Source organism: Nocardioides panacis (assembly GCF_019039255.1).
Taxonomy (GTDB): domain Bacteria; phylum Actinomycetota; class Actinomycetes; order Propionibacteriales; family Nocardioidaceae; genus Nocardioides_B; species Nocardioides_B panacis.
The window spans coordinates 2,273,848-2,299,244 of the sequence record NZ_CP077062.1 but is presented as its reverse complement, the minus strand read 5'-3'; the positions used below and the strand labels follow the sequence as shown (position 1 = coordinate 2,299,244).

The window sequence follows — 25,397 nt, the reverse complement described above, 5'->3', positions numbered from 1 at the left end:
CGCCGCCCGCGCACCGACGGCCTGCCGGGCCGCGCGGACCTCGCGGCCGCGACGACCGGCGGCGACGTGGACCGGCCCCGGTGCTGACCGTGATCACCGGGGGCGGCCGGGGGATCGGGGCGGCCACGGCCCTGCGGCTAGCCCGCGACGGTCACGACCTGGTGCTGTCCTACGCCGCCGACCGGGACGCCGCGGAGGCGACCGCCGCGACGGCCCGGGCGAACGGTGTCGGCGTGGAGGTCGTCCGGGCCGACGTGACGGACCCCGACCAGGTCGACGCGCTGTTCGACGCCGCCGCCGGGGTCGGCCGGGTCACCGGGCTGGTCAACAACGCCGGCTCGACGCTGCACCTCGGTGACCTGGCCGACACCCCCGTCGAGGTGGTCCGCCGGGTCATCGACGTGAACCTCACCGGCGCGGTCCTGGTCGCGCGGCGAGCCGTGCGGGACCTGACGGACGGGGGCGCGATCGTCAACGTCTCCTCGGCGGCCGCGACCCTGGGGGCGCCGCACGAGTACGTCCACTACGCCGCAGCCAAGGCCGGTGTCGACGCGCTGACCGTCGGGCTCGCCCAGGAGGTCGCGGCCCGCGGCATCCGGGTCAACGGCGTGGCGCCGGGCATCGTGCGCACCGGCATCCACGCCGCGGCCGGTGACCCCGGCCGTCCCGATCGCGTCGCCGGCGCGGTTCCCGTCGGGCGGGTCGGCGAGCCGGAGGAGGTGGCCGCGGCGATCGCCTGGCTGCTGTCGGACGCCTGCCCCTACGCGACCGGCGCGACGCTGCGCGTGGCAGGTGGACGATGAGGGTCCTGCTCGCCCTCGGCGGCAACGCGATGACCGGACCCGACGGCGGGGCACGCCCCGAGGAGCAGATCGCCGCCGCCCAGGTCGCCATGCGCAGCGTGGCCGAGCTCGTCGCCAGCGACATCGACGTGGTCGTCACCCACGGCAACGGCCCGCAGGTCGGCAACCTGCTGGTGAAGAACGAGATCGCCGCGTCCGTCGTACCCCCGGTGCCGCTGGACTGGTGCGGCGCGCAGACGCAGGCCACGCTGGGCTTCGTGCTGATGAACGCCCTCGACGACGCGCTGCGCGAGCGGGGCGTACGGCGGCCGAGCGCGGCACTCGTCACCCGGACGCTCGTCGACCCGGACGACCCGGGCTTCCGCCGGCCCAGCAAGCCGATTGGGCGCTACCTCCCCGCCGACGAGGCCGCCGTGCTGGTCGAGCACGGCGAGACCTGGGAGGACCGGGGCGAGCGGGGCTGGCGGCGGGTCGTCGCCTCGCCCGAGCCCCGCGAGATCCTGGACGCCGCTGCGGTGCACGCGCTGGTCGAGGCCGGGTTCGTCGTGGTCGCCAACGGCGGCGGTGGGATCCCGGTGGTCCGTGAGGGGTCCGGGTTGCGCGGCGTCGAGGCGGTCATCGACAAGGACCTGGGGGCCGCGCTGCTCGCCCGCTCCCTGGACGTCGACGTGCTCGTCGTCGCGACCGACGTGCCGCACGCCGTGCTGCGGTTCGGCACGCCCGAGGCGGAGCCGGTCGGACGCGTCGCCGTGCACCGGCTGCGGGCGCTGGCCGCCGAGGGGCACTTCGCCGGCGGGTCCATGGGCCCCAAGGTCGAGGCGGTCTGCCGCTTCGTCGAGCAGGGCGGCACCCGCGCCGTCATCACCACGCTGGACCGCATCCTCGACGCCGTCGCCGGCGAGACCGGCACCGTCGTCGTACCCACCTAGAAGGAGAGCCAGATGCCCGAGCCCATCGAAGTACGCAAGGTCCCGATCCTGACCGTCTCCGACGCGAGCGGCCTCGCCGACCTGATCGACGACGGGGTGCTGGAGGCCGACCGGGTGGTGGCCGTGATCGGCAAGACCGAGGGGAACGGCGGCGTCAACGACTACACCCGGATCATCGCCGACCGGGCGTTCCGCGAGGTGCTGGTGACCAAGGGGACCCGCAGCGCCGAGGACGTCAAGCAGGTGCCGATCGTCTGGTCCGGCGGCACCGACGGGGTGCTCAGCCCGCACGCGACGATCTTCGCGACCGTGCCCGCCGATGCCGTCGAGCAGACCGACGAGCCGCGGCTCACGGTGGGCTTCGCGATGAGCGAGGTGCTGCTGCCCGAGGACATCGGCCGGGTCGCGATGGTCTCCAAGGTCGCCGACGCGGTCCGGACCGCGATGGAGCGGGCCGGGATCACCGACGTCGCCGACGTGCACTACGTCCAGACCAAGACCCCGCTGCTCACCATCCACACGATCCGGGACGCGAAGAGCCGCGGCAAGACGGTGTGGACCGAGCACACCCACGAGTCGATGGACCTGTCCAACGGGTGCACGGCGCTCGGCGTCGCGGTCGCGCTCGGCGAGATCGAGATGCCCACGGACGCGGACGTGATGCACGACCGGTCGCTGTTCAGCTCGGTGGCGTCCTGCTCGAGCGGCGTCGAGCTCGACCAGGCGCAGGTCGTGGTGGTCGGCAACGCCCGGGGGATCGGCGGCCGCTACCGGATCGGGCACTCGGTGATGCGCGACGCCCTGGACGCGGACGGCATCTGGGAGGCGATCGCCGACGCGGGGCTCGAGCTGCCGGACCGCCCGCGCTCCTCGGACCTGCAGGGCCGGCTGGTCAACGTGTTCCTCAAGTGCGAGGTCAGCCAGGACGGCCAGGTCCACGGCCGGCGCAACGCGATGCTCGACGACTCCGACGTGCACTGGCACCGGCAGATCAAGTCCGCGGTCGGCGGCGTGACCGCGACGGTCACCGGTGACCCGGCGGCCTTCGTGTCGGTCTCGGCGGCCCACCAGGGCCCCGACGGGGGAGGCCCGGTCGCGGCGATCGTCGACCTCGGCGACGCGCCCACCGGCTACCTGCCGCCCGCCGGCTGAGGGACTAGGACGTCAGGAGCCCGTCGGCCACGACCTCGAGCAGCGGGCGGACGGCGCTCTCGTCGAGGCCACCCTGGTCGGCGACCGCCGCGACCCCGCCGACGAGCCGGCAGATCTGCACGGTGTCCACGTCCGGGCGCAGGGCGTGCTCGTCGCGCAGCCGCGCCACCACGCGGTCGCTGGCCGCGGTCAGCACCTGGCACTTGTGCACGATCGGCGAGGCCGGGTCGCCCAGCGCCGAGGTGATCTTGGCCGGGCCGCCCTTGTGCAGGCTGATCAGCTCGACGTACGCGGCGAACCACCGCAGGAGCAGCTCGCGCGGGGGTCCCTCGTGGGCCAGCGTCTTGGCGACGGCCTCGTCGACCCGGTCCACCCAGCTCTGCATGATCGCGTCCAGGAGGTTCTCGCGCGCCGGGAAGTGCCGGTAGAGAGTGCCCGCGCCGACACCCGCACGCTTGGCCACCTCGTCGAGGGAGGCGTCGTACCCCTGCTCGCGGAAGACCTCGCGGGCGACCTCGACGATGCGGTCGCGGTTGCGTTGCGCGTCGGCACGCATGGGCACCTCTCAGGACGGGCGGCGATCGGCACTTGATAAACGGAGACAGTCTCCGTATCGTGGACCACGAACCGGAGTCACTCTCCATATTAGTCTACGTCGGCCCGCTCGGCCAGAACAGGACTTCCCCCTCATGTCCCACACCCTCACCCCGCAGCGCCCGTTGCCGGCCGACCTCCCGTCGAATGCCGGGCGCGCCGCCGCCGGCATCGCGATCGTGCTCGTGGCCCAGCTGATGCTGATCCTCGACGCGACCGTGGTGAACGTCGCGCTGCCGCACATCGACGACGCCCTCGACTTCGGCCCCGCCGGGCTGTCCTGGGTGCTCAACGCCTACACGCTCGCCTTCGGCGGGCTGCTGCTCCTCGGCGGCCGTCTCGGCGACGTCTTCGGCCGCCGCCGCACCTTCGAGATCGGCCTGGCGGTGTTCACGCTGGCCTCCCTGGCCGGCGGCCTGGCCCAGACGCCGGAGTGGCTGGTGGCGGCCCGTGGCGCCCAGGGCATCGGCGCCGCCCTGGCCGCCCCCGGCGTGCTCGCCCTGCTCACCACGAGCGCGCCCGACGAGGCGGCCCGCAACCGCGCGCTCGCGCTGTTCGGCGCCGTGTCCTCGGGCGGCATGTCCCTCGGCCTGCTGCTCGGTGGCGCCGTGACCGACCTCGGCTCCTGGCGCTGGACGCTGTTCATCAACATCCCGATCGGGCTCGCGGTCCTCGCGCTGACCCGCCGGGTGCTCGACGAGACCCCGCTGCGGCCGGGCCGGTTCGACGTGGTCGGTGCGCTGTCCGCCACGCTCGGTGCCGTCTCCATCGTGTGGGCCCTGATCGGTGCGCCCGAGCAGGGCTGGGCCTCGGCCCGCACCGTCGGGGGCCTCGCGCTCGGCGCCCTGCTGCTGGTGGTGCTGGCCGTCACCGAGACCCGCGTCTCGCACCCGATGATCCAGCCCGTGCTGCTGCGCAGCCGCCGCCGGCTCAGCGGCCTGGCGATCATCGCCCTGGTCGTGGGCGGCCAGATGTCGATGTTCTTCCTCGCCGTGCAGTACCTCGAGGGCGAGCTCGGCTTCGGCCCGCTCACCACGGGCCTGGCGTTCCTGCCGCTGACCCTCGGGATCTTCGCGATGTCCCGGGTCACGCCGCGGCTGCTCGCCCGGTGGGGCCGGACCCCGATGTTCGTGACCGGCACGATCGGGCTGGCCGCGAGCTTCGCGTGGCTGAGCCAGGTCTCGGCGGGGGACACCTACCTCAGCGGTGCCTTCGGCCCGATGCTGCTCAACGGGCTCTCCGCGGGCCTGGTGTTCATGCCGGCCACCTCGGCCGTGCTGTCCGGCGTCGCGCCGGAGCACGCCGGCTCCGCGTCCGGCCTGCTGCAGACCTTCCAGCAGCTCGGCGGCGCGATCGGCCTGGCCGTCATCGTGTCGGTGTACGCCGCCGGCGCGGTGCCCGGCCGGTTCCTCCCGGGCGCGGACCACGCGTTCCTGACCTCGTCGCTCTTCGCGCTGACCGCCCTCGCGGTCGCCGTGCTGGGGACCGTCCGCGTGCGGCGGACCCCACGGACCGGGTCCCGGTCCGACGCCCGCACCGAGGTCCCCGAGGCCGCCGAGGCCGCCTGACGCGACGGCTGCGCCGGTCCTTGCGACTACGTCCCGTGGGACGGGTCGGGGGACCGGTGCAGCGACGTGGTGAGCCGGCGGACGGCGACCAGCCAGCTCGCCGCGAGGAGGGCCACGCCGGCGAGCGCCAGCAGGCTCACCCCGGGTCCCAGGTCGAGCGGCGCCCGTCCGGCGTAGGTCTGCGCCAGCGCGGCGACGATCAGCACGGCGTACCCGCCGATGCCGAGCCCCACGACCCGGACCCGCTGGCGCTCGGGCCAGTCGGACGCCAGGAGCAGCAGGGCCAGCGCCGGCAGCACCTGCACGGCGTGCAGGGTCAACGCGTGCGGGACCTTGAGGGCACCGGCCGCGCCGAACGTGTTGCCGCCCTCGACGATCATCTGCACCCCGACCGCCTGGCCGACGAGCATCAGCACCAGCCCTGCACGGATCGCGAGCGCCAGGCTGGCCGGGGCGTCAATGGCGAAGAACGACCAGAGCGTGACGAGGACCGTCACGACGACCAGGACGGTGACCAGCAGGCCCATCAGCGAGAACACCGTCTCGTCGAACGGCGTGCTCTCGTTGAAGTGCGAGGGCACGCCCCGCCAGGTCTGCAGGGAGATCAGCGCGACCTCGCCGACCGACGCGACCGCCAGGACGGCGACCAGGACCCAGGCGACCGCCCGGCGCGGGTGCACGAAGCCGAGCACCCACGCGAGCGTGGCCACGGTGAGGCCGAAGGAGAGGCCGAACACGATCGGCTTGCGCCACGACAGCGGGCCCTCCCAGGGTCCGCCGTCCGCGAGGTACACGCCGACGTGGAACAGGCCGCTCAGGACCAGCAGCGCGGCGCACCAGTACGCGAACCGCTGCCAGGCCGGTACGGCGGTGAAGCGACCGACCTGCGCCAGCCTGTCGACCAGCTCCGCCATCACCTCACCCCGTTCGCCGGCGGTCCGCCCAGGCGCGTCTAGCCCACGCGGCGGTGCCGGTGGGCGTCGAGGTGGGCCAGGAAGCGCTCCACCTCGTCGCGCTCGGACCGTCGCTCCGCGACGACGCTGATCGCGCGGGCCGCGTTGCGCCGTGCGGTGTCCTGCGAGAACAGTCGAAGCGGGCTGGGCAGGGAGAAGCTGGGAAGAGTCATCACTAGGTGGCAGTCCTTCGGGGGCCGGGAATGGACCAACCCGTTCGAAGTTACGTTCGTTCCGGCGCTGTGTGACCAGCACGTTCGGACCATCGGGTGCCCCTCTCTATGACCATGCCGCACTAGGGAAACGCGGACGATGCGCCCAAGCGACGTACGTCCTCGGATGTCGCGCCGCGCCGGCGGATAGCCCGGTTTCTCGGGGCCGCGCGGGCGCGGGGGGCGGGGTTGGCAGACTGGCGCGCATGGACCTCGAGCGCAGCGACGTACCCGACGGAGACCAGGGCACGGGGACCGGTGGCTGGTCGGCGACCCCGATCACCACCGAGGTCGTCCGGGGCGCGGTCGAGCTGGAGCGCACGGCGCAGGGGGTGCTGCCGCACCGGCTGCCCGCCTGGGCGCGCGCACAGGTCCCCGACGACCAGCTCACGATGGCCGAGGCGCAGCCCTCCGGCGTACGGCTCGCCTTCCGCACGGTGGCCACCGCCATCGAGCTGGACGTGGTCCGGACCAGGAACGCCTACGCCGGCGCCCCGCCGCGTCCGGACGGGATCTACGACCTGGTCGTCGACGGCCGGCTGACCGACCGGTCCAGCGCCCCCGGCGGCAACGTGCGGCTGATGGACCTGACCACGGGGTCGGTGGAGACCCGGCCGGGTCCCGTCGGCACCGTGCGGTTCACCGGCCTGCCCGCCGGCGGCAAGGACGTGGAGATCTGGCTGCCGCACAACGAGATCACCGAGCTGGTGGCGCTGCGGACCGACGCGCCGACGGCGCCGCTGCCCCGCGACGGGCGCCGGGTGTGGCTGCACCACGGCAGCTCGATCAGCCACGGCTCGGACGCCGAGAGCCCGTCCACCACCTGGCCGGCGCTGGCCGCGGCGCTCGGCGGCGTGGAGCTGGTGAACCTGGGGTTCGGGGGCAGCGCGCTGCTGGACCCGTTCACCGCGCGGACGCTGCGGGACGCCCCCGCGGACGTGATCAGCGTCAAGATCGGCATCAACCTGGTCAACACCGACCTGATGCGGCTGCGTGCCTTCGGTCCGGCGGTGCACGGCTTCCTCGACACGATCCGCGAGGGGCACCCGAGCACGCCGCTGCTGGTGGTCTCCCCGCTGCTCTGCCCGATCCACGAGGACACCCCCGGGCCGGCCGGGCCGGACCTCGCACGTCTCGCCGAGGGACGGCTGAGCTTCGTGGCCACCGGGGACCCCGCGGACCGCACCCGGCTGACCCTGCGGACCATCCGCGACGAGCTGGCCCGGATCACCGCGGCGCGGGCCCAGGACGACCCGCACCTGCACTACCTCGACGGCCGGGAGCTGTACGGCGAGCCGGACCTCGCCGAGCTGCCGCTGCCCGACCAGCTGCACCCGGACGCCGCGACCCACCGCCGCATCGGCGAGCGGTTCGCGGCCCTGGCCTTCGGCAGCGGTTCAGGGCCGCCGGACGCGCCGGGTCAGCGGGCGTGGATGCCCCAGGAGACGGAGTGCTCGTCGCCGTCGGAACCGGCCGGCGCCAGCACCACGAGGCCCTCGCCGGATCCGAACGCGTTCGGCGGCGCGGTCATCGGCTCGACGGCCAGCGACTCGCGGGCGTGGGCCGGCAGGGCGTCACCGGTGAACACCTGCACGTAGGAGTGGCTGCCGTCCATCCACAGCGCCACGCCCTGGTCGGAGGCGGGGTCGCGGAGCAGCACCTCGACCCGGCCGTCCGCGTCGCGGTCCAGGTCGGTGAACGCCGTGTCCAGGCTGGTCGAGCGGATCGGCCGGGCCATCCGGAAGTCCAGCTCGGTGTCGCGGACGTCCTCGCGGCCGGTGGGGATCAGCCGGTCGTCGACGAGCAGCCGCGTGGCGGCCGGCAGCGTGAGCTCCCAGCGGTCCACGGGTCCCGGGCCGGCGGTGAGGTACGGGTGCGCGCCCACGGCGTACGGCGCCGGGCTGCTGCTCACGTTGGTGGCGGTGACCGTCACCGTCAGCCCGTCGGCGGACAGGTCGTAGAGCGCGTGCAGGTCGACCGTCCACGGGTAGCCCGGCTGGCTCATCAGCCGGCAGACCAGCGACACCGAGTGGGCGGTCATCTCCTCCACGGTCCAGGGCACCCAGCGCACCAGGCCGTGGCTGGCGTGCCCGCGAGACGCCTCGGTCAGCGGCAGCTGCAGGTCGCGGCCCTCGAAGGTGTAGGCGCCGTCCCGGATCCGGTTCGGCCACGGCACGAGCAGCTGCCCGCGGCCCGAGGTGGCCTGCGCGTCCTCGGGGTACCCCAGCACCAGGGGTCGCCCCTCGTGCTCGAGCACCCGCAGCCCGGCGCCGCACTCGGTCACGACGGCCCGGTAGCCGCCCCCGCTGATCTCGAACTGCTCCCCGCTCGGCGCCACCATGGGCACCACCCTGCCAGACCGCGGCGCGTTCTTCTCGCGGCCGTCCGGCACCGTTCATCGGCGGTTCACCACGCATCGACAGAGTCCGGTCGAAACGGTGGAACCACCCGCCCCCCCTCGAACGGAGAACCCATGTCCCTCAACCGTCGTCAGCTCCTCAACCGGGGCGGCGCCGCGAGCGCCGGCGCGCTGGTCGCGTCGTTCGGTCTCGGCTCACCCGCCCTCGCCGACGCCGCGCAGGCCTCCCGGAGCCCCGGGAAGGGCTCCGGGAGGCTCTTCGGCCCCCTGCAGTCGAAGCCGGGCGACCTGCTCGCGCTCCCGGAGGGCTTCAGCTACGAGGCCGTCGCGGTGTCCGGACAGACCGAGGTGCACGACGGCTCGGGCACGGTCGTCGGCAAGACCCCCGAACGTCCCGACGGCACCCTGGTCGTGGCGTCCGGCAACGGCTACCGGATGGTGCAGAACCACGAGGCCGGCCCGGGCGCGACGTACCCCGTGCCGCTGGTCGAGGGCACGACGTACGACGCGGGCGTGCTCGGCGGCGGCTGCACGGTCATCGACGTGAGCCGCACCGGGAAGCGCCGCTCCGAGTGGGTGGGGCTGTCCGGCACGATCAGCAACTGCGCCGGTGGCCCGACGCCCTGGGGCTCCTGGCTGACCTGCGAGGAGACCGAGGCCCGGGCCGGCACCGGCGGGCTGCTGAAGGACCACGGGTACGTCTTCGAGGTCTTCGCCGACCAGCCCGACCGGCAGGTCCCGCTGCCGATCAAGGCCTGGGGCCGCTTCGCCCACGAGGCGGTGGTCATCGAGCCGAGCCGCACCCGGGCCTACCTCACCGAGGACGCCGGCGGCCCGAACGGGCTGTTCTACCGGTGGACCGCCCCGACCGGCCACCGGCTGCGGCCCCGGATCGCGGAGGCGCTGGGCGCGGACGACGGCACGCTCGAGGCCCTCGCGCTGCTGGACCGCGACGGCAGCGTGCTGCCCGACCTCGCCTACGTCACCTCCGCGCAGATCGGCCACCCGTTCCGGACCACCTGGAAGAAGGTGCCCGACCGGCAGGCCACGACCACCTCGATCCGCAAGCAGTTCGCGGACGGCGAGGTGACCCGCTCCAAGAAGCTCGAGGGCGCCTGGGGCGACCGGCACGGCGCCTACTTCGTGGCCAGCTTCGCCTTCGGCGCCAGCGACCTGCCGGCCGACGCCACCCGGCACGACGGGCAGCTCTGGTACTACCGCTACGAGGACCGGACGCTGACCCTGAAGGCGTACTTCCCCTACAACGAGCGGCTGCACGCCGAGACCCCCGGCTGGGAGGCCGGCCTCGGGCGCAGCCTCGACCTGGCCTTCGACGGTCCCGACGGGTGCCACGTGTCGCCCTACGGCAGCCTGGTGCTCAGCGAGGACGGCAACACCGCCAACCACCTGCTCTCCTGGAGCGAGGAGACCGGCGCGCAGGCGATCGCCCGCAACCTGCTGGTGCTCGAGAAGAGCGCGGCCGGCGGCAACGTCTACAGCGAGATGACCGGCCCCTGCTTCTCCCCGGACGGGCTGATCCTGTTCGGCAACATCCAGGAGCCCGGGCACTCGTTCGCGATCCGGGGACCGTGGTCGACGTACCTCTAGAAAACCCGGTGCGAGGTCCGTCGGACGAGCTCTACGCTCGCCCGATGGACCTCGTGCTGCGCCCGCTGACTCGCGCCGACATCCCTGCCTGGGCAGCGCTCCTGGCCGCGATCGAGGCCGTCGAGCACACCGGCGAGCACTACGGGGAGACCGACCTCGCCGAGGAGATGGACAACCCCGAGGTCACCGTCGGCACGGACTTCGTCGGGGCGTACGACGGGCAGCGGCTCGTCGGCTACTTCTCGGTGCTGCCGCGCGGGGAGGCCGAGGGCGCCTACAAGGTGCACGTGGAGGGCGCGGTGCTGCCGGAGCGGCGCGGGGAGGGCATCGGCACCGCGCTGGCCGCGGCGATGGTCGCGCGCGGCACCGCGGCCGCCGCCGAGCGCGGCCCCGGCCTGCCGGCCCGGCTGACCACCACCGGCCTGTCGAGCAACGCCGAGCAGGAGGCGCTGCTCACCGGGCACGGGATGCGCGGCGAGCGCTGGAACTTCGTGATGCGCACGGCGCTGACCGGCCTGCCGGCGCCGCAGCCGGTCGCCGACGGCTACGAGGTCCGGCCCTACGACGAGTCGATGGGCCTCGCGGTGCTGGCCGCGCACAACGCGGCTTTCGACGGCTCGCACCCGAACTTCACGCCGTGGACCGAGACCACCTGGAAGCAGTGGGTCACCGGCAGCCACACGTTCCGGCCCGCGGACAGCGTCGTGGTGGTGCCGAGCGGCTCGCAGGAGGTCGTCGGCTACGTCACCACCCACGAGTTCGACGCCTACGCCGCCGCCACCGGACGGCGCGAGGCCTACGTCGGCAAGGTCGGCGTGCTCCCCGGGCACCGGGGCCGGGGCCTCGCCGGCGCGATGCTGGGGCACTGCCTGGCGACGTACGCCGCGGCCGGGTACGACGAGGCGTCGCTCGACGTGGACTCCGAGAACCCGACCGGGGCGCTCGGCGTCTACCGGCGCTGCGGGTTCGAGGTGGAGTCCCGCTGGACGAACTACTTCCTGACCGTGCCGGTCTGACCGTCGACGACGACGTCGGCGTGCTCCCGGGTCCGCTCGGCGGCGTACATCGCCTCCTCCTGCGCCCGCCAGGCCAGCAGCCGGGGCCGCAGCGCCTCCCCGTCGCGGGCCACCCCCCGCTCCAGGCGCAGCGCGGGGGGCGTCTCGACCCACACCAGGCAGGTGACGGCGTCGCGGATCGCCGACGACCAGGCGCCGACGCCCTCGAGCACCAGCACGTCGCACGGCGGGAGGGTGCGCTCCTCGGCCCAGGCCATCGCGTGCCAGTCGAACCGGCGGTAGCGACCCGGCGCCCCGGCCCGTAGCGGCGCCACGACCGAGGCGGCGACGGTGGCCATCCCGGCGGCGAGACCGTCCCAGCCCTCGTACACGTTGTCCAGGTGCAGCACCTGCGAGCGCCCGCCGGGACGCAGCGCGTCGCGGAAGCCCCGGTCGAGCGCGGCGGCCAGGGTCGTCTTGCCCGCCCCGGACGGGCCGTCCACGCACACCAGACGGCCGGCGCCCAGCGTGGCGGGCGCGGCCAGCACGGCCGCCACCACCGCGGCGGCCGCGGCCTCGCAGCTCACCAGGCGTGCCCGGCGCCGCGGTAGGTCGGCACGGTGTCCACGATCGCGCTGCCCTGCAGCAGGTGCGCCTCGAGGACGTGCTCGGCGACCTCGCCGGACTTGGCGTGCCGGAACCACACGAGCTCGCCGACGAGCAGCGCGGACGCGCCCGGGCCGGTGAGCGGGGTCTGCACCTCGCCGGCGCCCTCGAGGGCGGTCAGGTGCAGCCCGGGCGGCGCCCAGGGGACGGGGAGCGGTCCGTGCCGGTGGGCCCGGAGGCGACCAGGCCGCCGCCGGCCACGGTCGCGACGGTCGCCGAGGGGCGCCGCACCACCCGCAGCCCGAAGTAGGCGGCGGGCAGCGGCGAGAAGGACCGGTAGTGGTCGAACAGGCCGGGGACCAGCAGCCCGGACCCGGCGGTCACCTCGGTCACGGCCGGGTCGGCGACCGAGGTCTCCACCGAGCCGGAGCCGCCGGCGTTCCAGAACTCCAGCTCGACGACCTCGTGCAGGGCCGAGGCGATGCCTGCCCGCCGGTCCTCCAGCTGGGCCACCGACCGGCTCTTCAGCGAGCGCACCGCCGCGGAGCGGAGCCGGTGCCGGGGCACCTCGTCGGGGACGCCGGCGACCTGGCCCTCGTAGGTCATCACCCCGACCATCCGGAACCCGTCGCGGCGGCCGATCTCCTCGGCCAGCGCGACCACGTCCGCGGTGTCGAACAGCGGGGAGCGCCGGGGTCCCACGTGCGCCGGCCCGAGCCGCAGCCCGGCGTCCACGTCGACCGCCACCCGCACCGGGGCGCCGGATGCCCGCACCGAGTCGACCAGGTCGAGCTGCCGGACGTCGTCGACCATCAGCGTGACGCCCGCGAGCGCCGGCTCGGAGGCGGTCAGCCGGGCCAGCGCGGGGAGGTCGACGGACGGGTAGCCCATCACGACGTCGTCAGAGATCCCCTGCTCGCAGAGCCACAGCGCCTCGCGCAGCGAGTAGGCGAGCAGCCCGGAGAAGCCGGGGGCGGCCATGGCCCGGGAGACCAGCGCCGGCACCCGCAGCGACTTGGTGGCGACCCGGACCGGCTTGCCCGCGGCGCGGCGTGCGAGGTCGGCGGCGTTGGAGTCGAACGGATCGAGGTCCACGACGTACGTCGGGGCGGGGGGCTGCTCGGGGAGCCCGGCGACCGCGCCGTTCAGCCGGGCGTGCAGCCGGTGCCGCGCGACCTGCGCGGCGAGGTCGTTGCGCCTCATGCCGGGTGGCTCACTGGATGCCGTGCTTGCGGAGGATGGCCTCGATGTCGTCCATGTCCTCGTCGCCGACGGCCGGCCCGGCCTTGCGCGACGACCGTTTCGTCGGCAGCGCGGCCTCGCCCCCGGCGCCGCCCACGCCCTTCGCCGGCCCGGCGGCCGCGGTGGACCCGGCGGCCCTGGTGGACCCGCCGACGCCCCGGGCCCGCATCGCGGCACTGACCCCGAAGAGCACCACCGACACACCGGCGAGCACGATCCCGGCCCAGACCACCGGGCTGAACACCAGCCGGGTCGCCCAGGTCACGACGAGGTCGCCGACCTGCCAGACCAGCCGCAGCGTCCCGGTCAGCCCGAGCGCCGCGGGCAGCAGGGACCAGGCGACCGCGCGCAGGCCGGCCGCCGCGCCGCGTCGCTTCCAGAGCAGCGCGCTGAGCACCAGGCCGACCACGCTGAGCGTGACGCCGACCGCCTGCCACGTCGAGGAGTCGATGCTGTCCACCCGACCAGCCTACGGGGCAGCGGGCAGGTCATGATGGCTCGATGCGCTCGATCCCCGACCCCGGTTTCCCCGACGACGGTGGCGAGGCGTCCGCGGAGGTCACCGCCGCGCTGCAGGCGTACGACGCCGACCCGGACCGCCTCCACGACGCCACGCTCGCCGTGCTGCAGCAGGCCCGGCTGCTGGTCCCGGTCGTCGCGGTGCTCGGCGAGGTGGAGCACGACGAGCGGGGCCTGGCGCACGACAAGACCTCGGACATGGCGACCGTGCTGATGACCGGGCGGGACGGGCGCAGCGCGCTGCTGGCGTTCACCTCCACCGCGGCGCTGCACCGGTGGAACCCCGAGGCGCGGCCGGTGCCGGTGCCGCTGCGCACCGCCGCCGCGGCCGCCGTGCAGGACGGGGCGCAGGCGATGCTGGTCGACGTCGCCGGGCCGGTGCTGTTCGTGGTCGAGACCGACGACCTGCGCGAGCTGGCCGGCGGTCACACGCTGGTGGAGGTCAGCGGCCGCTACGGGTGGGTGACACCGGGCCCGTGAGCTTCTCGCCGGGGCCCTCGCCGGGGGCGTCCGGCACGTCGGAGGCCTCCCGGAACGCCAGCTGCAGGCTGCGCAGCCCGTCGCGCAGCGGCGCGGCGTGGTGGTGGCCCATCCGGGGCGCGCCGGCCACGACCAGGCCGGCCAGCGCCTCGATCAGGGTGCGCGCCTCGTCGAGGTCGCGGTGCTCGGGCAGGTCCTCGGCGAGGCCGAGGTTGACCGCCGCGGCGCTCATCAGGTGCAGGGCGGCGGTCGAGACGATCTCGAGGGCCGGCACCTCGGCGATGTCGCGGGCGGACTCGGGCTCGGGGGAGGCGTGCGTCATGGGCACCAGCGTCGCACCCGTCCGGGATTTCCCGAGACGGGGGGCGGCACGGTAGCCTGCTCGGGACCGATCTGTTGGGTCGATCACCTGGGTGCCCCCGGGACGGAAATATCCGGGGCTCGTGGGTGGTTGCACCAGCGAGATCTGACAAGCGGAGATCCGTCTCCCACCCGCACGACCGCTGCTCCACCAGGTCGTCGGGTCCGGTCCCGGAGGACAGGTTCACCAGAACCCGTGCCCCCGAGAGGTGTGCACCGTACGTCGTGCCCACCGTTGACTGGCTTCCGCTTGGCACGGCGGGAGCCTTTTTTCATGCCTCCGTCGCAGGTCACAGCCGGGACCCCCCGGCGCAGATCGACCACAGACGACCCCTGGAGGACACATCAGCACGGAGCTGCGCATCAACGACCGGATTCGGGTTCCCGAAGTCCGGCTCGTTGGCCCGAACGGCGAGACCGTCGGCATCGTCCGCATCGACGACGCCCTGCGACTCGCGCAGGAGGCCGACCTCGACCTCGTCGAGGTGGCGCCCACGGCGCGACCGCCGGTCTGCAAGCTCATGGACTACGGCAAGTTCAAGTACGAGAACGCCCAGAAGGCTCGTGAGGCACGTCGGAACCAGACGAACGTCATCATCAAGGAGATGAAGCTTCGTCCGAAGATCGACGCGCACGACTACGAGACCAAGAAGGGTCACGTCGTCCGGTTCCTGAAGGCGGGCGACAAGGTGAAGATCACGATCATGTTCCGCGGTCGTGAGCAGCACCGTCCCGAGCTCGGGTTCCGGCTGCTGCAGCGCCTGGCCGAGGACGTGACCGAGCTGGGCTTCATCGAGTCCTCGCCGAAGCAGGACGGCCGGAACATGGTCATGGTGCTCGGGCCGCACAAGAAGAAGGCCGAGGCCAAGATCGAGGTCCAGGCCGCGAAGGCCGAGCGGGCCGCCGAGAAGCTCGCCGAGCGCGAGGCGGAGCACGCCGAGCGCACGGCCACCGCGCCGACCGCCCCGGAGGACAAGAAGCCGCGGCGTCGCTCGGAGAACATCGACCCCGACATGTGACGTGCCGGCCCGACCAGAGCAGCCGCTCGGGCCGGGCCGACCACCCAGATCCACTGACGAAGAAGGACGAACTCATGCCGAAGAACAAGACGCACTCGGGCGCCAGCAAGCGGTTCCGGGTCACGGGCTCGGGCAAGATCCTGCGCCAGAAGGCCGGTCTGCGCCACAACCTGGAGCACAAGGCGTCCAAGGTGACCCGCCGCATGAGCGGCACCACCGAGGTGGCCAAGGCCGACACGGCCAAGGTCAAGAAGCTTCTCGGTCGCTGATCCCTGCGCCGTTCCGCCCCAGGTCCCCCCGGGTGGTCACGCAGCCGTGACCACCTTTTCGAAGTACAAGGAGTAACAAGTGGCACGCGTCAAGAGGGCCGTCAACGCCCACAAGAAGCGCCGGGTAACCCTCGAGCGCGCATCCGGCTACCGCGGACAGCGCTCGCGTCTCTACCGCAAGGCCAAGGAGCAGGTCACCCACTCGCTGGTCTACAGCTACCGGGACCGCAAGACGAAGAAGGGTGACTTCCGCAAGCTGTGGATCCAGCGCATCAACGCTGCCTCCCGCGCGAACGGCCTCACCTACAACCGTCTGATCCAGGGCCTCAAGCTCGCGGGCGTCGAGGTGGACCGCAAGATCCTGGCCGACCTGGCCGTCAACGACCTGCCGGCGTTCGTCGTGCTCGTCGAGACCGCGAAGGCCGCCCTCCCCGAGGACGTCAACGCCCCCCCAGGTCGAGGCGTCGGCCTGACGTCAGGCCGCACTCGTTCGGACACGTCGATGGCGAGCCTCCCTGCTGACACGCCCCTCCTCTCGCCGAGGAGCGGCCGCGTGAAGACGGCACGGAGGCTCGCCAGACGTGTCTCCCGGGCCGAGCACCGGCTGTTCCTGGCCGAGGGCCCGCAGGCGGTGCGCGAGGCGTTCACCGTCCCCGGCTGCGTGCGCGAGGTGTTCGCCTCCCCGGCCGCGGCTGCCGGGCACGCCGACCTGCGCGACGCCGCCGAGGCCGCGGGGGTCCCCTGGCAGCCCGTCGACGACGCGGCGCTGGCCTCGCTGACCGAGACGGTCTCCCCGCAGGGCGTGGTCGCCGTGTGCCGGTTCCTCGACGAGCCGTTCGTCGACGTGCTCGCCCGGGCGCCGCGGCTGCTCGCGGTCTGCGCCGACGTGCGCGACCCCGGCAACGCCGGCACCGTGATCCGGTGCGCCGACGCCGCGGGCGCCGGGGGAGTGGTGCTCACCGGCAGCTCGGTGGACCCCTACAACGGCAAGGCCGTGCGGGCCTCGGTCGGCTCGCTGTTCCACCTGCCGCTCAGCCTCGAGCCCGGTACGACGGACGTGGTGGCCGCGCTGCGCGCCGCCGGGGTCACCGTGCTCGCCGCGGACGGGGCCGGCGAGCTCGACCTCGACGACGCCCAGGACGACGGCCTGCTCGCCGGGCCGACGGCCTGGCTGTTCGGCAACGAGGCGTGGGGGCTGCCCGACGAGACCGCCGCCCTCGCCGACCACCGGGTCCGGATCCCGATCCACGGCCGCGCCGAGAGCCTCAACCTGGCCACCGCTGCCGCGGTCTGCCTGTACTACTCGGCCCGGGCGCAGCGCCGGCCGAACCGGTGACGGGCACGCCGCGGACAGATCTCTCGAAGGGCCCGCAAGCGACTAACCTGACCCCATGAACGCGGACCAGGGACTGCTGGACACGCTGCCCGACGGCGTCGTCGTCGCGGACCGCGACGGCATCGTCACCGTGGTCAACGACGCTGCCTGCCGGCTGCTCCGCCTCGGCGACGCGGTCGGCAAGCACCTCTCCGACGTGGTGCTGCTCCAGGACCGGGCCGGCAACAGCTGGTTCGGCTGCCTCGAGCCCTACGCCGGCCTCTCCACGCGCAGCCAGCTCACCGAGCAGGCGTGGTACCTCTCCGACGGCACCGAGCTGCTGGTCACCGCCCGGATGGTGCGCGACGCGCCCGGGGCCCCGGTGCGGCAGGTCGCGGTGTCGGTGCGCTCGGCCCGGGCGCGGGAGCGGCTCGACCGGGAGCGCTCGGACCTGGTCGCCACCGTCGCCCACGAGCTGCGGTCCCCGCTGACCGGCGTGAAGGGCTTCGTCGCCACCCTGCTGTCCAAGTGGGACAAGCTCAACGACGACCAGAAGAAGATGATGCTGGAGACGGTGAACGCCGACGCCGACCGGCTGACCCGGCTGATCGCCGAGCTGCTCGACGTGGCCCGCATCGACACCGGACGGCTCTCGCTCTACCCCCGCCCGCTGGACTTCCAGGCGGCCGTGGAGCGGGTGGTCGCCTCGGTGCGCGCCGGCACCGGCCGGGAGATCGCCTTCGACGTGGACGGCGACCTGCCCACGGTCAGCGCCGACCCCGACAAGCTCGCGCAGGTCGTCACCAACCTCGTGGACAACGCGATCCGGCACGGCGAGGGCCAGGTCCGGCTGACCGCCTCGGCGATCGGGTCCGAGGCGGCGTACGACGGGGTGCTGCTGCACGTCGACGACGAGGGCGAGGGCATCAGCCCGGACATCCGCAGCCGGGTGTTCACGAAGTTCTGGAAGCACGGCGCGCGGGGCGGCTCGGGACTGGGGATGTACATCATCCACGGCCTGGTCAACGCCCACGGCGGGTCGGTCGAGATCGACGACTCGCCGGCCGGCGGGGCCCGGGTGTCGATCCTCTGGCCAGAGGAGGACAGCCGTCCGGAGTAACCCGTTCGCGACCGCCGCGGGCAGGTTCCTAGACTGAGCGCTGCGCACCGCACGCTTCCAGGAAGGCACCACATGTCGGGCCCGAACTCCGAGTACGACCCCGTCGAGGTCACCCCGCTCAAGGCGGAGGAGGTCGACGCGATGCGGGTGGCCGCCCTCGAGGCGATCGCCGCGGCCACGAGCCTCGACGAGCTCAAGCGGGTGCGCAGCGAGCACGCGGGCGACCGCTCGCCGCTCGCGCTCGCCAACCGGGAGATCGGCGCGCTGCCGCCGCAGGCCCGCAAGGACGCCGGCATGCGCGTCGGCCGGGCCCGCGGCGAGGTCAACCAGGCCCTCGCGCAGCGGCAGCAGGTGCTCGAGGCGGAGGCCGAGGAGCGGATGCTGGCCGAGGAGACGGTCGACGTCACGCTGCCCTGGGACCGCGCCCCGCAGGGCGCCCGGCACCCGCTCACCACCCTGCAGGAGCTGGTCTGCGACGTCTTCGTGGCGATGGGCTGGGAGGTCGCCGAGGGCCCCGAGCTCGAGGCCGAGTGGCTGAACTTCGACGCCCTCAACCTCGGTCCCGACCACCCGGCCCGGACCATGCAGGACACGTTCTGGCTCGAGCCGGCCGACGGCGGCCTGGTGATGCGCACGCACACCTCGCCGGTGCAGGCCCGCACGATGCTGGAGCGGCAGCCCCCGATCTACGTGATCTGCCCCGGCCGGGTGTTCCGCACCGACGAGCTCGACGCCACGCACACCCCGGTGTTCTCCCAGGTCGAGGGCCTGGTCGTCGACAAGGGCATCACGATGGCGCACCTCAAGGGCACCCTCGACCACTTCGCGGAGTCGATGTTCGGCGACGGCATCACGACGCGCTTCCGCCCGTCGTACTTCCCGTTCACCGAGCCGTCCGCCGAGGTCGACCTGGTCTGCTTCGTGTGCCGCGGCCTCGAGCCGGCGGTCGAGACCTGCCGCACCTGCAAGGGCGAGGGCTGGATCGAGTGGGGCGGCTGCGGCGTGGTCAACCCGCGGGTGCTGGCCGCCTGCGGCATCGACGCGGAGACCTACACCGGCTTCGCCTTCGGCATGGGGCTGGAGCGGACCCTGATGTTCCGCCACGGCGTCTCGGACATGCGCGACATGGTCGAGGGCGACGTCCGCTTCACCACCGCCTTCGGAACGGAGATCTGATGAAGGCCCCGCTGTCCTGGATCCGTGCGTACGTCGACCTGCCGGACGACGTCACCGCCGCGGACCTGGCCCACCGGCTGACCGCGCTCGGCCTCAAGCTCGAGGCGCTCGAGTCGCCGGGCTCCGACCTGGTCGGACCGCTCGTCGTCGGCCGGGTGCTGTCGATGGAGCCCGAGCCGCAGAAGAACGGCAAGACCATCAACTGGTGCCAGGTCGACTGCGGCCCCGAGCACGGCGTGCACGGGATCGTCTGCGGCGCGCACAACTTCGCGCCCGGCGACCTCGTCGTCGTCTCGCTGCCCGGCGCCACCCTGCCCGGCGGCTTCCAGATCGCGTCCCGCAAGACCTACGGGCACGTCTCCGACGGGATGATCTGCTCCACCAAGGAGCTCGGCACCGGCGAGGACCACGGCGGCATCCTGGTGCTCGACCCGCGCATCGACGGCGAGCTGCAGCCCGGCGACGACGTGGTCGACCTGCTCGGCCTGCGCGACGACGTGATCGAGTTCGAGATCAACCCCGACCGGGCCTACGCCCTGTCCCTGCGCGGCATCGCCCGCGAGGCGGCCATCGCCTACGACGTGCCGTTCCACGACCCCGCCGAGCGGGACGTGCCGGCGCCGAACGACCGCGGCTACCCGGTGCGCCTCGAGGCCCCCGACGCCTGCCCGGTGTTCGTCACCCGGACCGTCACCGGCTTCGACCCCGCCGCACCGACCCCGCGGCACATCGCCCGGCGGATCCAGCTCGCCGGGATGCGGCCGATCTCCCTGGGCGTCGACGTCACCAACTACGTGATGCTCGAGCTCGGCCAGCCGCTGCACGGCTACGACGGCGACCGGCTGTCCGGCCCCATCGTCGTACGCCGGGCGAGGGAGGGCGAGAAGATCACCACGCTCGACGACGTCCGCCGCAGCCTGTCCGCCGAGGACCTGCTGATCACCGACGACAACGGCCCGATCGGCATCGCCGGCGTGATGGGCGGCCAGACCACCGAGCTGTCGGAGACCTCCACGACGGTGGTGATCGAGGCCGCGCACTTCGAGCCGACCACGATCTTCCGCAGCGCCCGCCGGCACAAGCTGCCCTCCGAGGCGTCCAAGCGTTTCGAGCGCGGCGTCGACCCGCTGCTCCCGGCGTACGCCGCCGACCGGGTCGCCGAGCTGCTCGTCGCGCACGGCGGCGGCACCGTCAGCGACGGCGTCACCTACGCCGGCACGCCGCCCGAGCCGCGGCCGATCACCGCACCGGTCGACCTGCCCGCCCGGATCACCGGGATGGCCATCGACGCGGGCACCACCGTCGCGCACCTGCGCACGGTCGGCTGCACGGTCACCACGGACGGCACCACGCTGACCGCGCTGCCGCCCACCTGGCGGCCGGACGTCACCGATCCCTACGACCTCGTCGAGGAGGTCGCCCGGATCGTCGGCTACACCGAGGTGCCCTCGGTGCTGCCGTCCGCGCCGTCCGGGCGCGGGCTCACCCGGTCGCAGCGGCTGCGCCGCCGGGTCGGCTTCGCGCTGGCCGGCGCCGGCCTGGTCGAGGTCAAGAACTGGCCGTTCGTCGGGGCCGGCGACTTCGACCGGCTCGGGCTCCCCGAGGACGACGTGCTGCGCGACACGATCCGGATCGCCAACCCGCTGTCCGAGCAGAAGCCGGTGCTGACCACGACCCTGCTCCCCGGGCTGCTGGACACCGCGGCCCGCAACGTCGGCCGCGGCCTGGCCGCCGTCGCGATCTACGAGACCGCGCCGGTGTTCGTCCCGACGCCCGAGCGGCTCAAGGCGCCGATCCTCGGCGTCGACTGGCGCCCCGACGAGGCCGACCTCGCCAAGCTGATGGCCGCCGTACCTCACCAGCCGCTGACGCTCGGCGTCGTGCTCGCCGGTGAGCGGGACGCCTCCGGCTGGTGGGGCCCCGGGCGTCCGGCCACCTGGGCCGACGCCGTCCAGGTGGTCCGCGAGGTGGCCCGGGTGCTGCGCGTGGAGGTGGAGGTCGTCCAGGCGACCCGGGCCCCCTGGCACCCCGGCCGCTGCGCCGAGCTGCGCGTCGACGGCGTGGCGTTCGGGCACGCCGGCGAGCTGCACCCGGCCGTGTGCGCGGGCTACGGGCTCCCGGCGCGCACCTGCGCCGTCGAGGTCGACCTCGAGTTCCTGATCGCCCGGGCACCGCTCGTGGTGCGGCCCGAGCCGTTCTCGACCTACCCGGTCGCCAAGGAGGACGTGGCCTTCGAGCTCGACGCCGACGTGCCCGCGGAGTCCGTCGCCCGGGTGATCCGGGAGGCGGCCGGCGAGCTGCTGGAGTCGGTGCGGGTGTTCGACCTGTACACCGGTGCCCCGATCCCCGCGGGCCGCAAGTCGCTCGCGTTCGCGCTGCGCTTCCGGGCCCCGGACCGGACGCTGACCGAGCCGGAGACCGCCGAGGCCCGGGACCGGGCCGTGGCGGCGGTGGTGAGCGAGTTCGGAGCCGTCCACCGCGCCTGAGCGTCGGGCCGGGGGAGCCGCGGCCGGACGACGAGGGGGTGACCCTGCTCGAGGGGTTCTGGGGCAGCGACGTCCCGGCGAACCCGGCCAAGCCTCCAGGTCCTGGTGTCCCGCACCGCGCGGCCACCGAGCCGGGCCTCGTCGCGCGCGACGAGGCCCGGCTACCGCCTGGGCCACGAGCGGGTGGACGCGCCCGGCGCGAGCGCAGACCCTGCAGCCGGCTTGCCGGCGCCGTTGGGGCCGAGCACCCCGAAGATCTCGCCGCGACGCACCAGGCCGACGGTGCGGACCGCTAGGTCGGAGTGCGGGTTCTGGTCCATGCGGACGACTCTGGGGCCCGGTGGCTTCCACGGTGGCTTCACGGCGGCATCACGGCGGCTTCACGACGCCGCCCCGAGGTTTCACGGTCCGGTTTCCGGACAGACTGGGCCCGGGCCCGCAGCCGACCCGGGTTGCCTGCATATGCAGTCAAATGTATAGTCATGCACATGATGAAGCGCAGAGTGGCGGTCGCCGGAGCGAGCGGGTACGCCGGTGGCGAGGTCCTCCGCCTCCTGCTGACCCACCCCGAGGTCGAGATCGGCGCGATCACCGCCGGCTCCAACGCCGGGGAGCTGCTCGGCAGCCTGCAGCCGCACCTCGTGCCGCTCGCCGACCGGGTGCTGGACGAGACCACCGTCGAGGTGCTCGCGGGCCACGACGTGGTGTTCCTCGGCCTGCCGCACGGCCAGTCGGCCGTGATCGCCAAGGCGCTGCCCGACGACACCGTGGTGATCGACTGCGGGGCCGACTTCCGGCTCACCGACGAGTCCGCCTGGGACACCTTCTACGGCGGCGAGTACGCCGGCTCCTGGCCCTACGGGCTTCCCGAGCTCGCCGGCCAGCGTGGGCTGATCGCGGGGGCCACCCGGATCGCGGTGCCCGGCTGCTACCCGACCGTCTCCACGCTGGCGCTGGCCCCGGCCGTCGCCGCCGGGATCGTGGACGTCTCCGGCATCGTCGTGGTGGCCGCCTCCGGCACCTCCGGAGCCGGCAAGGCCCCGAAGACCAACCTGCTGGGCTCCGAGGTGATGGGCTCGGCCAGCGCGTACGGCGTCGGCGGCACCCACCGGCACACCCCGGAGATCACCCAGAACCTGCGGCTGCTCACCGACGACGACGTGCGCGTCTCGTTCACCCCGCTGCTCGTGCCGATGCCGCGCGGCATCCTCGCGACCTGCTCGGCGCCGACGACCGTCAGCGCGGACGAGGCCTACGCGACGTACCAGCGGGCCTGTGCCGACGAGCCCTTCGTGCACCTGCTCCCGCAGGGCCAGTGGCCGGCGACGAAGTCCGTGGTCGGCTCCAACGCCGTGCACGTGCAGGTCACGGTCGACGAGACGGCCGGTCGGCTGGTCGCCGTCGCGGCGGTGGACAACCTCGCCAAGGGCACCGGCGGGGCCGCCGTCCAGTGCATGAACCTCGCCCTCGGGCTGCCGGAGACCACCGGCCTGACCACGATCGGACTCGCACCATGAGCGTCACCGCCCCCCGTGGCTTCCGGGCCGCCGGCGTCACCGCCGGACTGAAGCCCTCGGGCACGAAGGACCTCGCCCTCGTCGTCAACGACGGGCCGGCGTTCGCGTCCGCCTCGGTGTTCACCGCCAACCGCTGCAAGGCGAACCCCGTGCTGTGGAGCCAGGAGGTCGTCAAGGACGGCGTCGTGCACGCGGTCGTGCTGAACTCCGGCGGCGCCAACTGCTACACCGGCCCCGAGGGGTTCGCCACCACGCACGCGGTGGCCGAGCGGGTGGCCGCCGGGCTGGGCATCGGCGCCGTCGACGTGGTGGTCTGCTCGACCGGCCTGATCGGGCTGACCAACGACCGGCAGGTGCTCGTCGACGGCGTCGACGCGGCGCTCGCGGCGATCGGTCCCGACGGCGGCGAGGACGCGGCGACCGCGATCATGACCACCGACACCGTGAGCAAGCAGGTCGTGGTGGAGGGCAGCGGCTGGAGCATCGGCGGGATGGCCAAGGGCGCGGGCATGCTCGCGCCGCAGCTGGCCACCATGCTCGTGGTGCTGACCACCGACGCCACCGTCGACGCGGCCACCGCCGACCGGGCGCTGCGCGCGGCCACCCGGGTGAGCTTCGACCGGCTCGACTCCGACGGCTGCATGTCCACCAACGACACCGTCACGCTGATGGCCAGCGGCGCCTCGGGGATCACCCCGACCGAGGAGGACTTCGCCGAGGCGCTCAGCCGGGCCTGCACCGACCTGACCATGCAGCTGCTCGCCGACGCCGAGGGCGCCGACCACGAGATCGCGATCACCGTGCTCAACGCGGCGAGCGAGGACGAGGCCGTGACCGTGGGCCGCTCGGTGGCCCGCAGCGCGCTGTTCAAGACCGCGGTCTTCGGCAAGGACCCGAACTGGGGCCGGGTGCTCGCCTCCATCGGTACGACGGACGCGGCGTTCGACCCGGCCGACCTGGACGTCGCGATGAACGGCGTGTGGGTCTGCCGCTCCTCCACGCCCGACGAGGACCCGGCCGGCGTGGACATGGAGGCCCGCGAGGTCAGCGTGACCATCGACCTCAAGGCCGGCGACGCCCGCGCCACCGTCTGGACCAACGACCTCACGCACGCCTACGTGCACGAGAACTCCGCCTACTCGAGCTGAGAGAACCGATGACCCTCCCCAGCGACACCGACGTGGACCCGGCCTGGAAGCAGGCGACCGACAAGGCCGCCACGCTCGCGGCCGCCCTGCCGTGGCTGAAGCAGTACCACGACAAGACGATCGTGGTGAAGTACGGCGGCAACGCGATGACCGACGACACGCTGAAGCGCGCGTTCGCCGAGGACATCGTGTTCCTGCGGATGGCCGGCTTCCGGCCCGTCGTGGTGCACGGGGGAGGCCCGCAGATCTCCTCGATGCTGGACCGGCTCGGCATCCACAGCGAGTTCAAGGGCGGCCTGCGCGTCACCACGCAGGAGACGATGGACGTCGTCCGCATGGTGCTCGTCGGCCAGGTGCAGCGCGAGCTCGTCGGCCTGCTCAACGAGCACGGCCCGCTCGCGGTCGGCATGTCCGGCGAGGACGCCGGCCTGTTCACGGCCGAGCGGACCAACACCGTGGTGGACGGCGAGGAGGTCGACCTCGGGCTGGTCGGCGAGGTCGCCGAGGTGCGCCCCGAGGCGGTGCGCGACATCGTCGACGCCGGGCGCATCCCAGTGATCTCCTCGGTGGCGCCCGACGTGGACGGCGTGGTGCACAACGTCAACGCCGACACCGCCGCCGCCGCGCTGGCGATCGCGCTGGGCGCCGAGAAGCTGCTGGTGCTCACCGACGTCGAGGGGCTCTACCGGGACTGGCCGGACAGCGCCGACGTGATCGGCGAGATCAGCCCGGAGGAGCTCGAGAAGCTGCTGCCGTCGCTGGCCAGCGGGATGGTCCCGAAGATGACGGCCTGCCTCAAGGCGGTCAGCAGCGGGGTGCCCCGGGCCACCGTGGTCGACGGCCGCGAGCCGCACGCGGTGCTGCTGGAGATCTTCACCCACGAGGGTGTCGGCACCCAGGTGCTGCCCGGCGTGCCCACCAAGATCCGGACCGCGCACTACTCGACGACCTCGCTGGAGAAGTGACC

Annotated in this window: 26 protein-coding genes and 2 pseudogenes; 18 read left to right on the top strand and 10 right to left on the bottom strand. The window is 73.7% G+C overall.

Annotation, left to right across the window (positions count from 1 at the left end; all coding sequences use genetic code 11):
- Window positions 1-80 precede the first annotated feature (80 nt).
- From KRR39_RS11155 to bar, 3 genes are read left to right on the top strand one after another with little or no spacing between them, the layout of a single operon-like run.
- Window positions 81-803, top strand: a complete 723-nt coding sequence (locus tag KRR39_RS11155) for an SDR family oxidoreductase (RefSeq protein WP_216942072.1) — start codon at window positions 81-83, stop codon at window positions 801-803.
- Window positions 800-1,732, top strand: a complete 933-nt coding sequence (locus KRR39_RS11150) for a carbamate kinase (protein WP_216942071.1) — start codon at window positions 800-802, stop codon at window positions 1,730-1,732. The genes KRR39_RS11155 and KRR39_RS11150 overlap by 4 nt, the downstream gene beginning before the upstream one ends.
- 12 nt (window positions 1,733-1,744) lie before the next feature.
- Entirely contained in the window at window positions 1,745-2,884 is a 1,140-nt protein-coding gene (bar, locus tag KRR39_RS11145) for a barbiturase (RefSeq protein WP_216942070.1), read from the top strand.
- Window positions 2,885-2,888: 4 nt separating this feature from the next.
- Here bar and KRR39_RS11140 read toward each other — a convergent pair whose 3' ends face one another.
- Window positions 2,889-3,440, bottom strand: a complete 552-nt coding sequence (locus tag KRR39_RS11140) for a TetR/AcrR family transcriptional regulator (RefSeq protein WP_216942069.1) — start codon at window positions 3,438-3,440, stop codon at window positions 2,889-2,891.
- A gap of 133 nt (window positions 3,441-3,573) precedes the next feature.
- On the opposite strand from KRR39_RS11140, the gene KRR39_RS11135 reads away from it, so the two are divergent.
- On the top strand, window positions 3,574-5,046 hold the full coding sequence (locus KRR39_RS11135; protein ID WP_216942068.1) for an MFS transporter: 1,473 nt from the start codon (window positions 3,574-3,576) through the stop codon (window positions 5,044-5,046).
- A 26-nt stretch (window positions 5,047-5,072) separates the two neighbouring features.
- Here KRR39_RS11135 and KRR39_RS11130 read toward each other — a convergent pair whose 3' ends face one another.
- Together KRR39_RS11130 and KRR39_RS11125 are read right to left on the bottom strand one after the other, a co-directional pair.
- Window positions 5,073-5,960 carry a hypothetical protein gene (locus KRR39_RS11130; protein ID WP_216942067.1) on the bottom strand — a complete coding sequence of 296 codons (888 nt, stop codon included), beginning with the start codon at window positions 5,958-5,960 and terminating at the stop codon, window positions 5,073-5,075.
- A 38-nt stretch (window positions 5,961-5,998) separates the two neighbouring features.
- The gene (locus KRR39_RS11125; RefSeq protein WP_216942066.1) at window positions 5,999-6,172 is read right to left on the bottom strand and encodes a hypothetical protein; all 174 of its coding nucleotides are present in this window, start codon (window positions 6,170-6,172) and stop codon (window positions 5,999-6,001) included.
- Between the two features lie 245 nt (window positions 6,173-6,417).
- Here KRR39_RS11125 and KRR39_RS24720 point away from each other — a divergent pair.
- A pseudogene (locus KRR39_RS24720) lies at window positions 6,418-7,557 on the top strand (GDSL-type esterase/lipase family protein); the annotation flags it as partial.
- Between the two features lie 74 nt (window positions 7,558-7,631).
- Here the strand turns inward: KRR39_RS24720 and KRR39_RS11115 are convergent.
- The gene (locus KRR39_RS11115; RefSeq protein WP_216942065.1) at window positions 7,632-8,552 is read right to left on the bottom strand and encodes an aldose 1-epimerase family protein; all 921 of its coding nucleotides are present in this window, start codon (window positions 8,550-8,552) and stop codon (window positions 7,632-7,634) included.
- Between the two features lie 132 nt (window positions 8,553-8,684).
- Between KRR39_RS11115 and KRR39_RS11110 the strand changes: the two genes are divergently transcribed.
- Window positions 8,685-10,178, top strand: coding sequence for an alkaline phosphatase PhoX (locus KRR39_RS11110; protein ID WP_216942064.1), 1,494 nt, complete (start codon window positions 8,685-8,687; stop codon window positions 10,176-10,178).
- A 44-nt stretch (window positions 10,179-10,222) separates the two neighbouring features.
- Window positions 10,223-11,194, top strand: coding sequence for a GNAT family N-acetyltransferase (locus tag KRR39_RS11105; RefSeq protein WP_216942063.1), 972 nt, complete (start codon window positions 10,223-10,225; stop codon window positions 11,192-11,194).
- On the opposite strand, the gene KRR39_RS11100 is transcribed toward KRR39_RS11105, so the two are convergent.
- From KRR39_RS11100 to KRR39_RS11090, 4 genes are read right to left on the bottom strand one after another with little or no spacing between them, the layout of a single operon-like run.
- Window positions 11,170-11,760: a uridine kinase family protein gene (locus KRR39_RS11100; protein WP_254185671.1), complete on the bottom strand. Its 591-nt coding sequence runs from the start codon at window positions 11,758-11,760 to the stop codon at window positions 11,170-11,172. The two genes, KRR39_RS11105 and KRR39_RS11100, sit on opposite strands and share 25 nt — an antisense overlap.
- Window positions 11,757-11,933: a hypothetical protein gene (locus KRR39_RS24715; protein ID WP_254185670.1), complete on the bottom strand. Its 177-nt coding sequence runs from the start codon at window positions 11,931-11,933 to the stop codon at window positions 11,757-11,759. Before KRR39_RS24715 ends, KRR39_RS11100 begins: the two co-directional genes overlap by 4 nt.
- A gap of 23 nt (window positions 11,934-11,956) precedes the next feature.
- Window positions 11,957-12,982 carry an alanine racemase gene (locus KRR39_RS11095; protein WP_254185669.1) on the bottom strand — a complete coding sequence of 342 codons (1,026 nt, stop codon included), beginning with the start codon at window positions 12,980-12,982 and terminating at the stop codon, window positions 11,957-11,959.
- Window positions 12,983-12,992: 10 nt separating this feature from the next.
- Window positions 12,993-13,481 carry a hypothetical protein gene (locus tag KRR39_RS11090; protein ID WP_216942062.1) on the bottom strand — a complete coding sequence of 163 codons (489 nt, stop codon included), beginning with the start codon at window positions 13,479-13,481 and terminating at the stop codon, window positions 12,993-12,995.
- 41 nt (window positions 13,482-13,522) lie between these two features.
- Between KRR39_RS11090 and KRR39_RS11085 the strand changes: the two genes are divergently transcribed.
- Window positions 13,523-14,020 (top strand): SseB family protein, encoded by a 498-nt coding sequence (locus tag KRR39_RS11085; protein ID WP_216942061.1) that lies wholly within the window; start codon window positions 13,523-13,525, stop codon window positions 14,018-14,020.
- Here the strand turns inward: KRR39_RS11085 and KRR39_RS11080 are convergent.
- Window positions 13,983-14,342 carry a DUF1844 domain-containing protein gene (locus tag KRR39_RS11080; RefSeq protein ID WP_216942060.1) on the bottom strand — a complete coding sequence of 120 codons (360 nt, stop codon included), beginning with the start codon at window positions 14,340-14,342 and terminating at the stop codon, window positions 13,983-13,985. The two genes, KRR39_RS11085 and KRR39_RS11080, sit on opposite strands and share 38 nt — an antisense overlap.
- 277 nt (window positions 14,343-14,619) lie before the next feature.
- On the opposite strand from KRR39_RS11080, the gene infC reads away from it, so the two are divergent.
- The 7 genes and pseudogenes from infC (at window position 14,620) to pheT (ending at window position 21,765) form a co-directional block, all read left to right on the top strand.
- Window positions 14,620-15,399 (top strand): translation initiation factor IF-3, encoded by a 780-nt coding sequence (gene infC, locus KRR39_RS11075; protein ID WP_367303737.1) that lies wholly within the window; start codon window positions 14,620-14,622, stop codon window positions 15,397-15,399.
- Between the two features lie 74 nt (window positions 15,400-15,473).
- The gene (rpmI, locus tag KRR39_RS11070) at window positions 15,474-15,668 is read left to right on the top strand and encodes a 50S ribosomal protein L35 (RefSeq protein ID WP_216942059.1); all 195 of its coding nucleotides are present in this window, start codon (window positions 15,474-15,476) and stop codon (window positions 15,666-15,668) included.
- A gap of 79 nt (window positions 15,669-15,747) precedes the next feature.
- Window positions 15,748-16,116 (top strand): annotated as a pseudogene (gene rplT / locus KRR39_RS11065) (50S ribosomal protein L20); the annotation flags it as partial.
- 54 nt (window positions 16,117-16,170) lie between these two features.
- Window positions 16,171-17,004, top strand: coding sequence for a TrmH family RNA methyltransferase (locus KRR39_RS11060; RefSeq protein ID WP_216942541.1), 834 nt, complete (start codon window positions 16,171-16,173; stop codon window positions 17,002-17,004).
- Between the two features lie 55 nt (window positions 17,005-17,059).
- Complete coding sequence (locus KRR39_RS11055; protein ID WP_216942058.1) at window positions 17,060-18,103, top strand: sensor histidine kinase; 1,044 nt, start codon at window positions 17,060-17,062, stop codon at window positions 18,101-18,103.
- A gap of 72 nt (window positions 18,104-18,175) precedes the next feature.
- Window positions 18,176-19,279: a phenylalanine--tRNA ligase subunit alpha gene (gene pheS / locus KRR39_RS11050; protein WP_216942057.1), complete on the top strand. Its 1,104-nt coding sequence runs from the start codon at window positions 18,176-18,178 to the stop codon at window positions 19,277-19,279.
- Window positions 19,279-21,765, top strand: a complete 2,487-nt coding sequence (gene pheT / locus KRR39_RS11045) for a phenylalanine--tRNA ligase subunit beta (protein ID WP_216942056.1) — start codon at window positions 19,279-19,281, stop codon at window positions 21,763-21,765. Before pheS ends, pheT begins: the two co-directional genes overlap by 1 nt.
- Before the next feature lie 161 nt (window positions 21,766-21,926).
- On the opposite strand, the gene KRR39_RS11040 is transcribed toward pheT, so the two are convergent.
- Window positions 21,927-22,085 carry a hypothetical protein gene (locus KRR39_RS11040; RefSeq protein ID WP_216942055.1) on the bottom strand — a complete coding sequence of 53 codons (159 nt, stop codon included), beginning with the start codon at window positions 22,083-22,085 and terminating at the stop codon, window positions 21,927-21,929.
- 171 nt (window positions 22,086-22,256) lie between these two features.
- Between KRR39_RS11040 and argC the strand changes: the two genes are divergently transcribed.
- Genes argC through argB form a run of 3 tightly spaced genes read left to right on the top strand, consistent with a single transcriptional unit; the run spans window position 22,257 to window position 25,395 of the window.
- The gene (gene argC / locus KRR39_RS11035; RefSeq protein ID WP_216942539.1) at window positions 22,257-23,282 is read left to right on the top strand and encodes an N-acetyl-gamma-glutamyl-phosphate reductase; all 1,026 of its coding nucleotides are present in this window, start codon (window positions 22,257-22,259) and stop codon (window positions 23,280-23,282) included.
- Window positions 23,279-24,430, top strand: coding sequence for a bifunctional glutamate N-acetyltransferase/amino-acid acetyltransferase ArgJ (argJ, locus tag KRR39_RS11030; protein WP_216942054.1), 1,152 nt, complete (start codon window positions 23,279-23,281; stop codon window positions 24,428-24,430). Before argC ends, argJ begins: the two co-directional genes overlap by 4 nt.
- 8 nt (window positions 24,431-24,438) lie before the next feature.
- A complete protein-coding gene (argB, locus tag KRR39_RS11025) occupies window positions 24,439-25,395 on the top strand; it encodes an acetylglutamate kinase (RefSeq protein ID WP_216942053.1) in 957 nt (318 codons plus the stop codon).
- Window positions 25,396-25,397 lie beyond the last annotated feature (2 nt).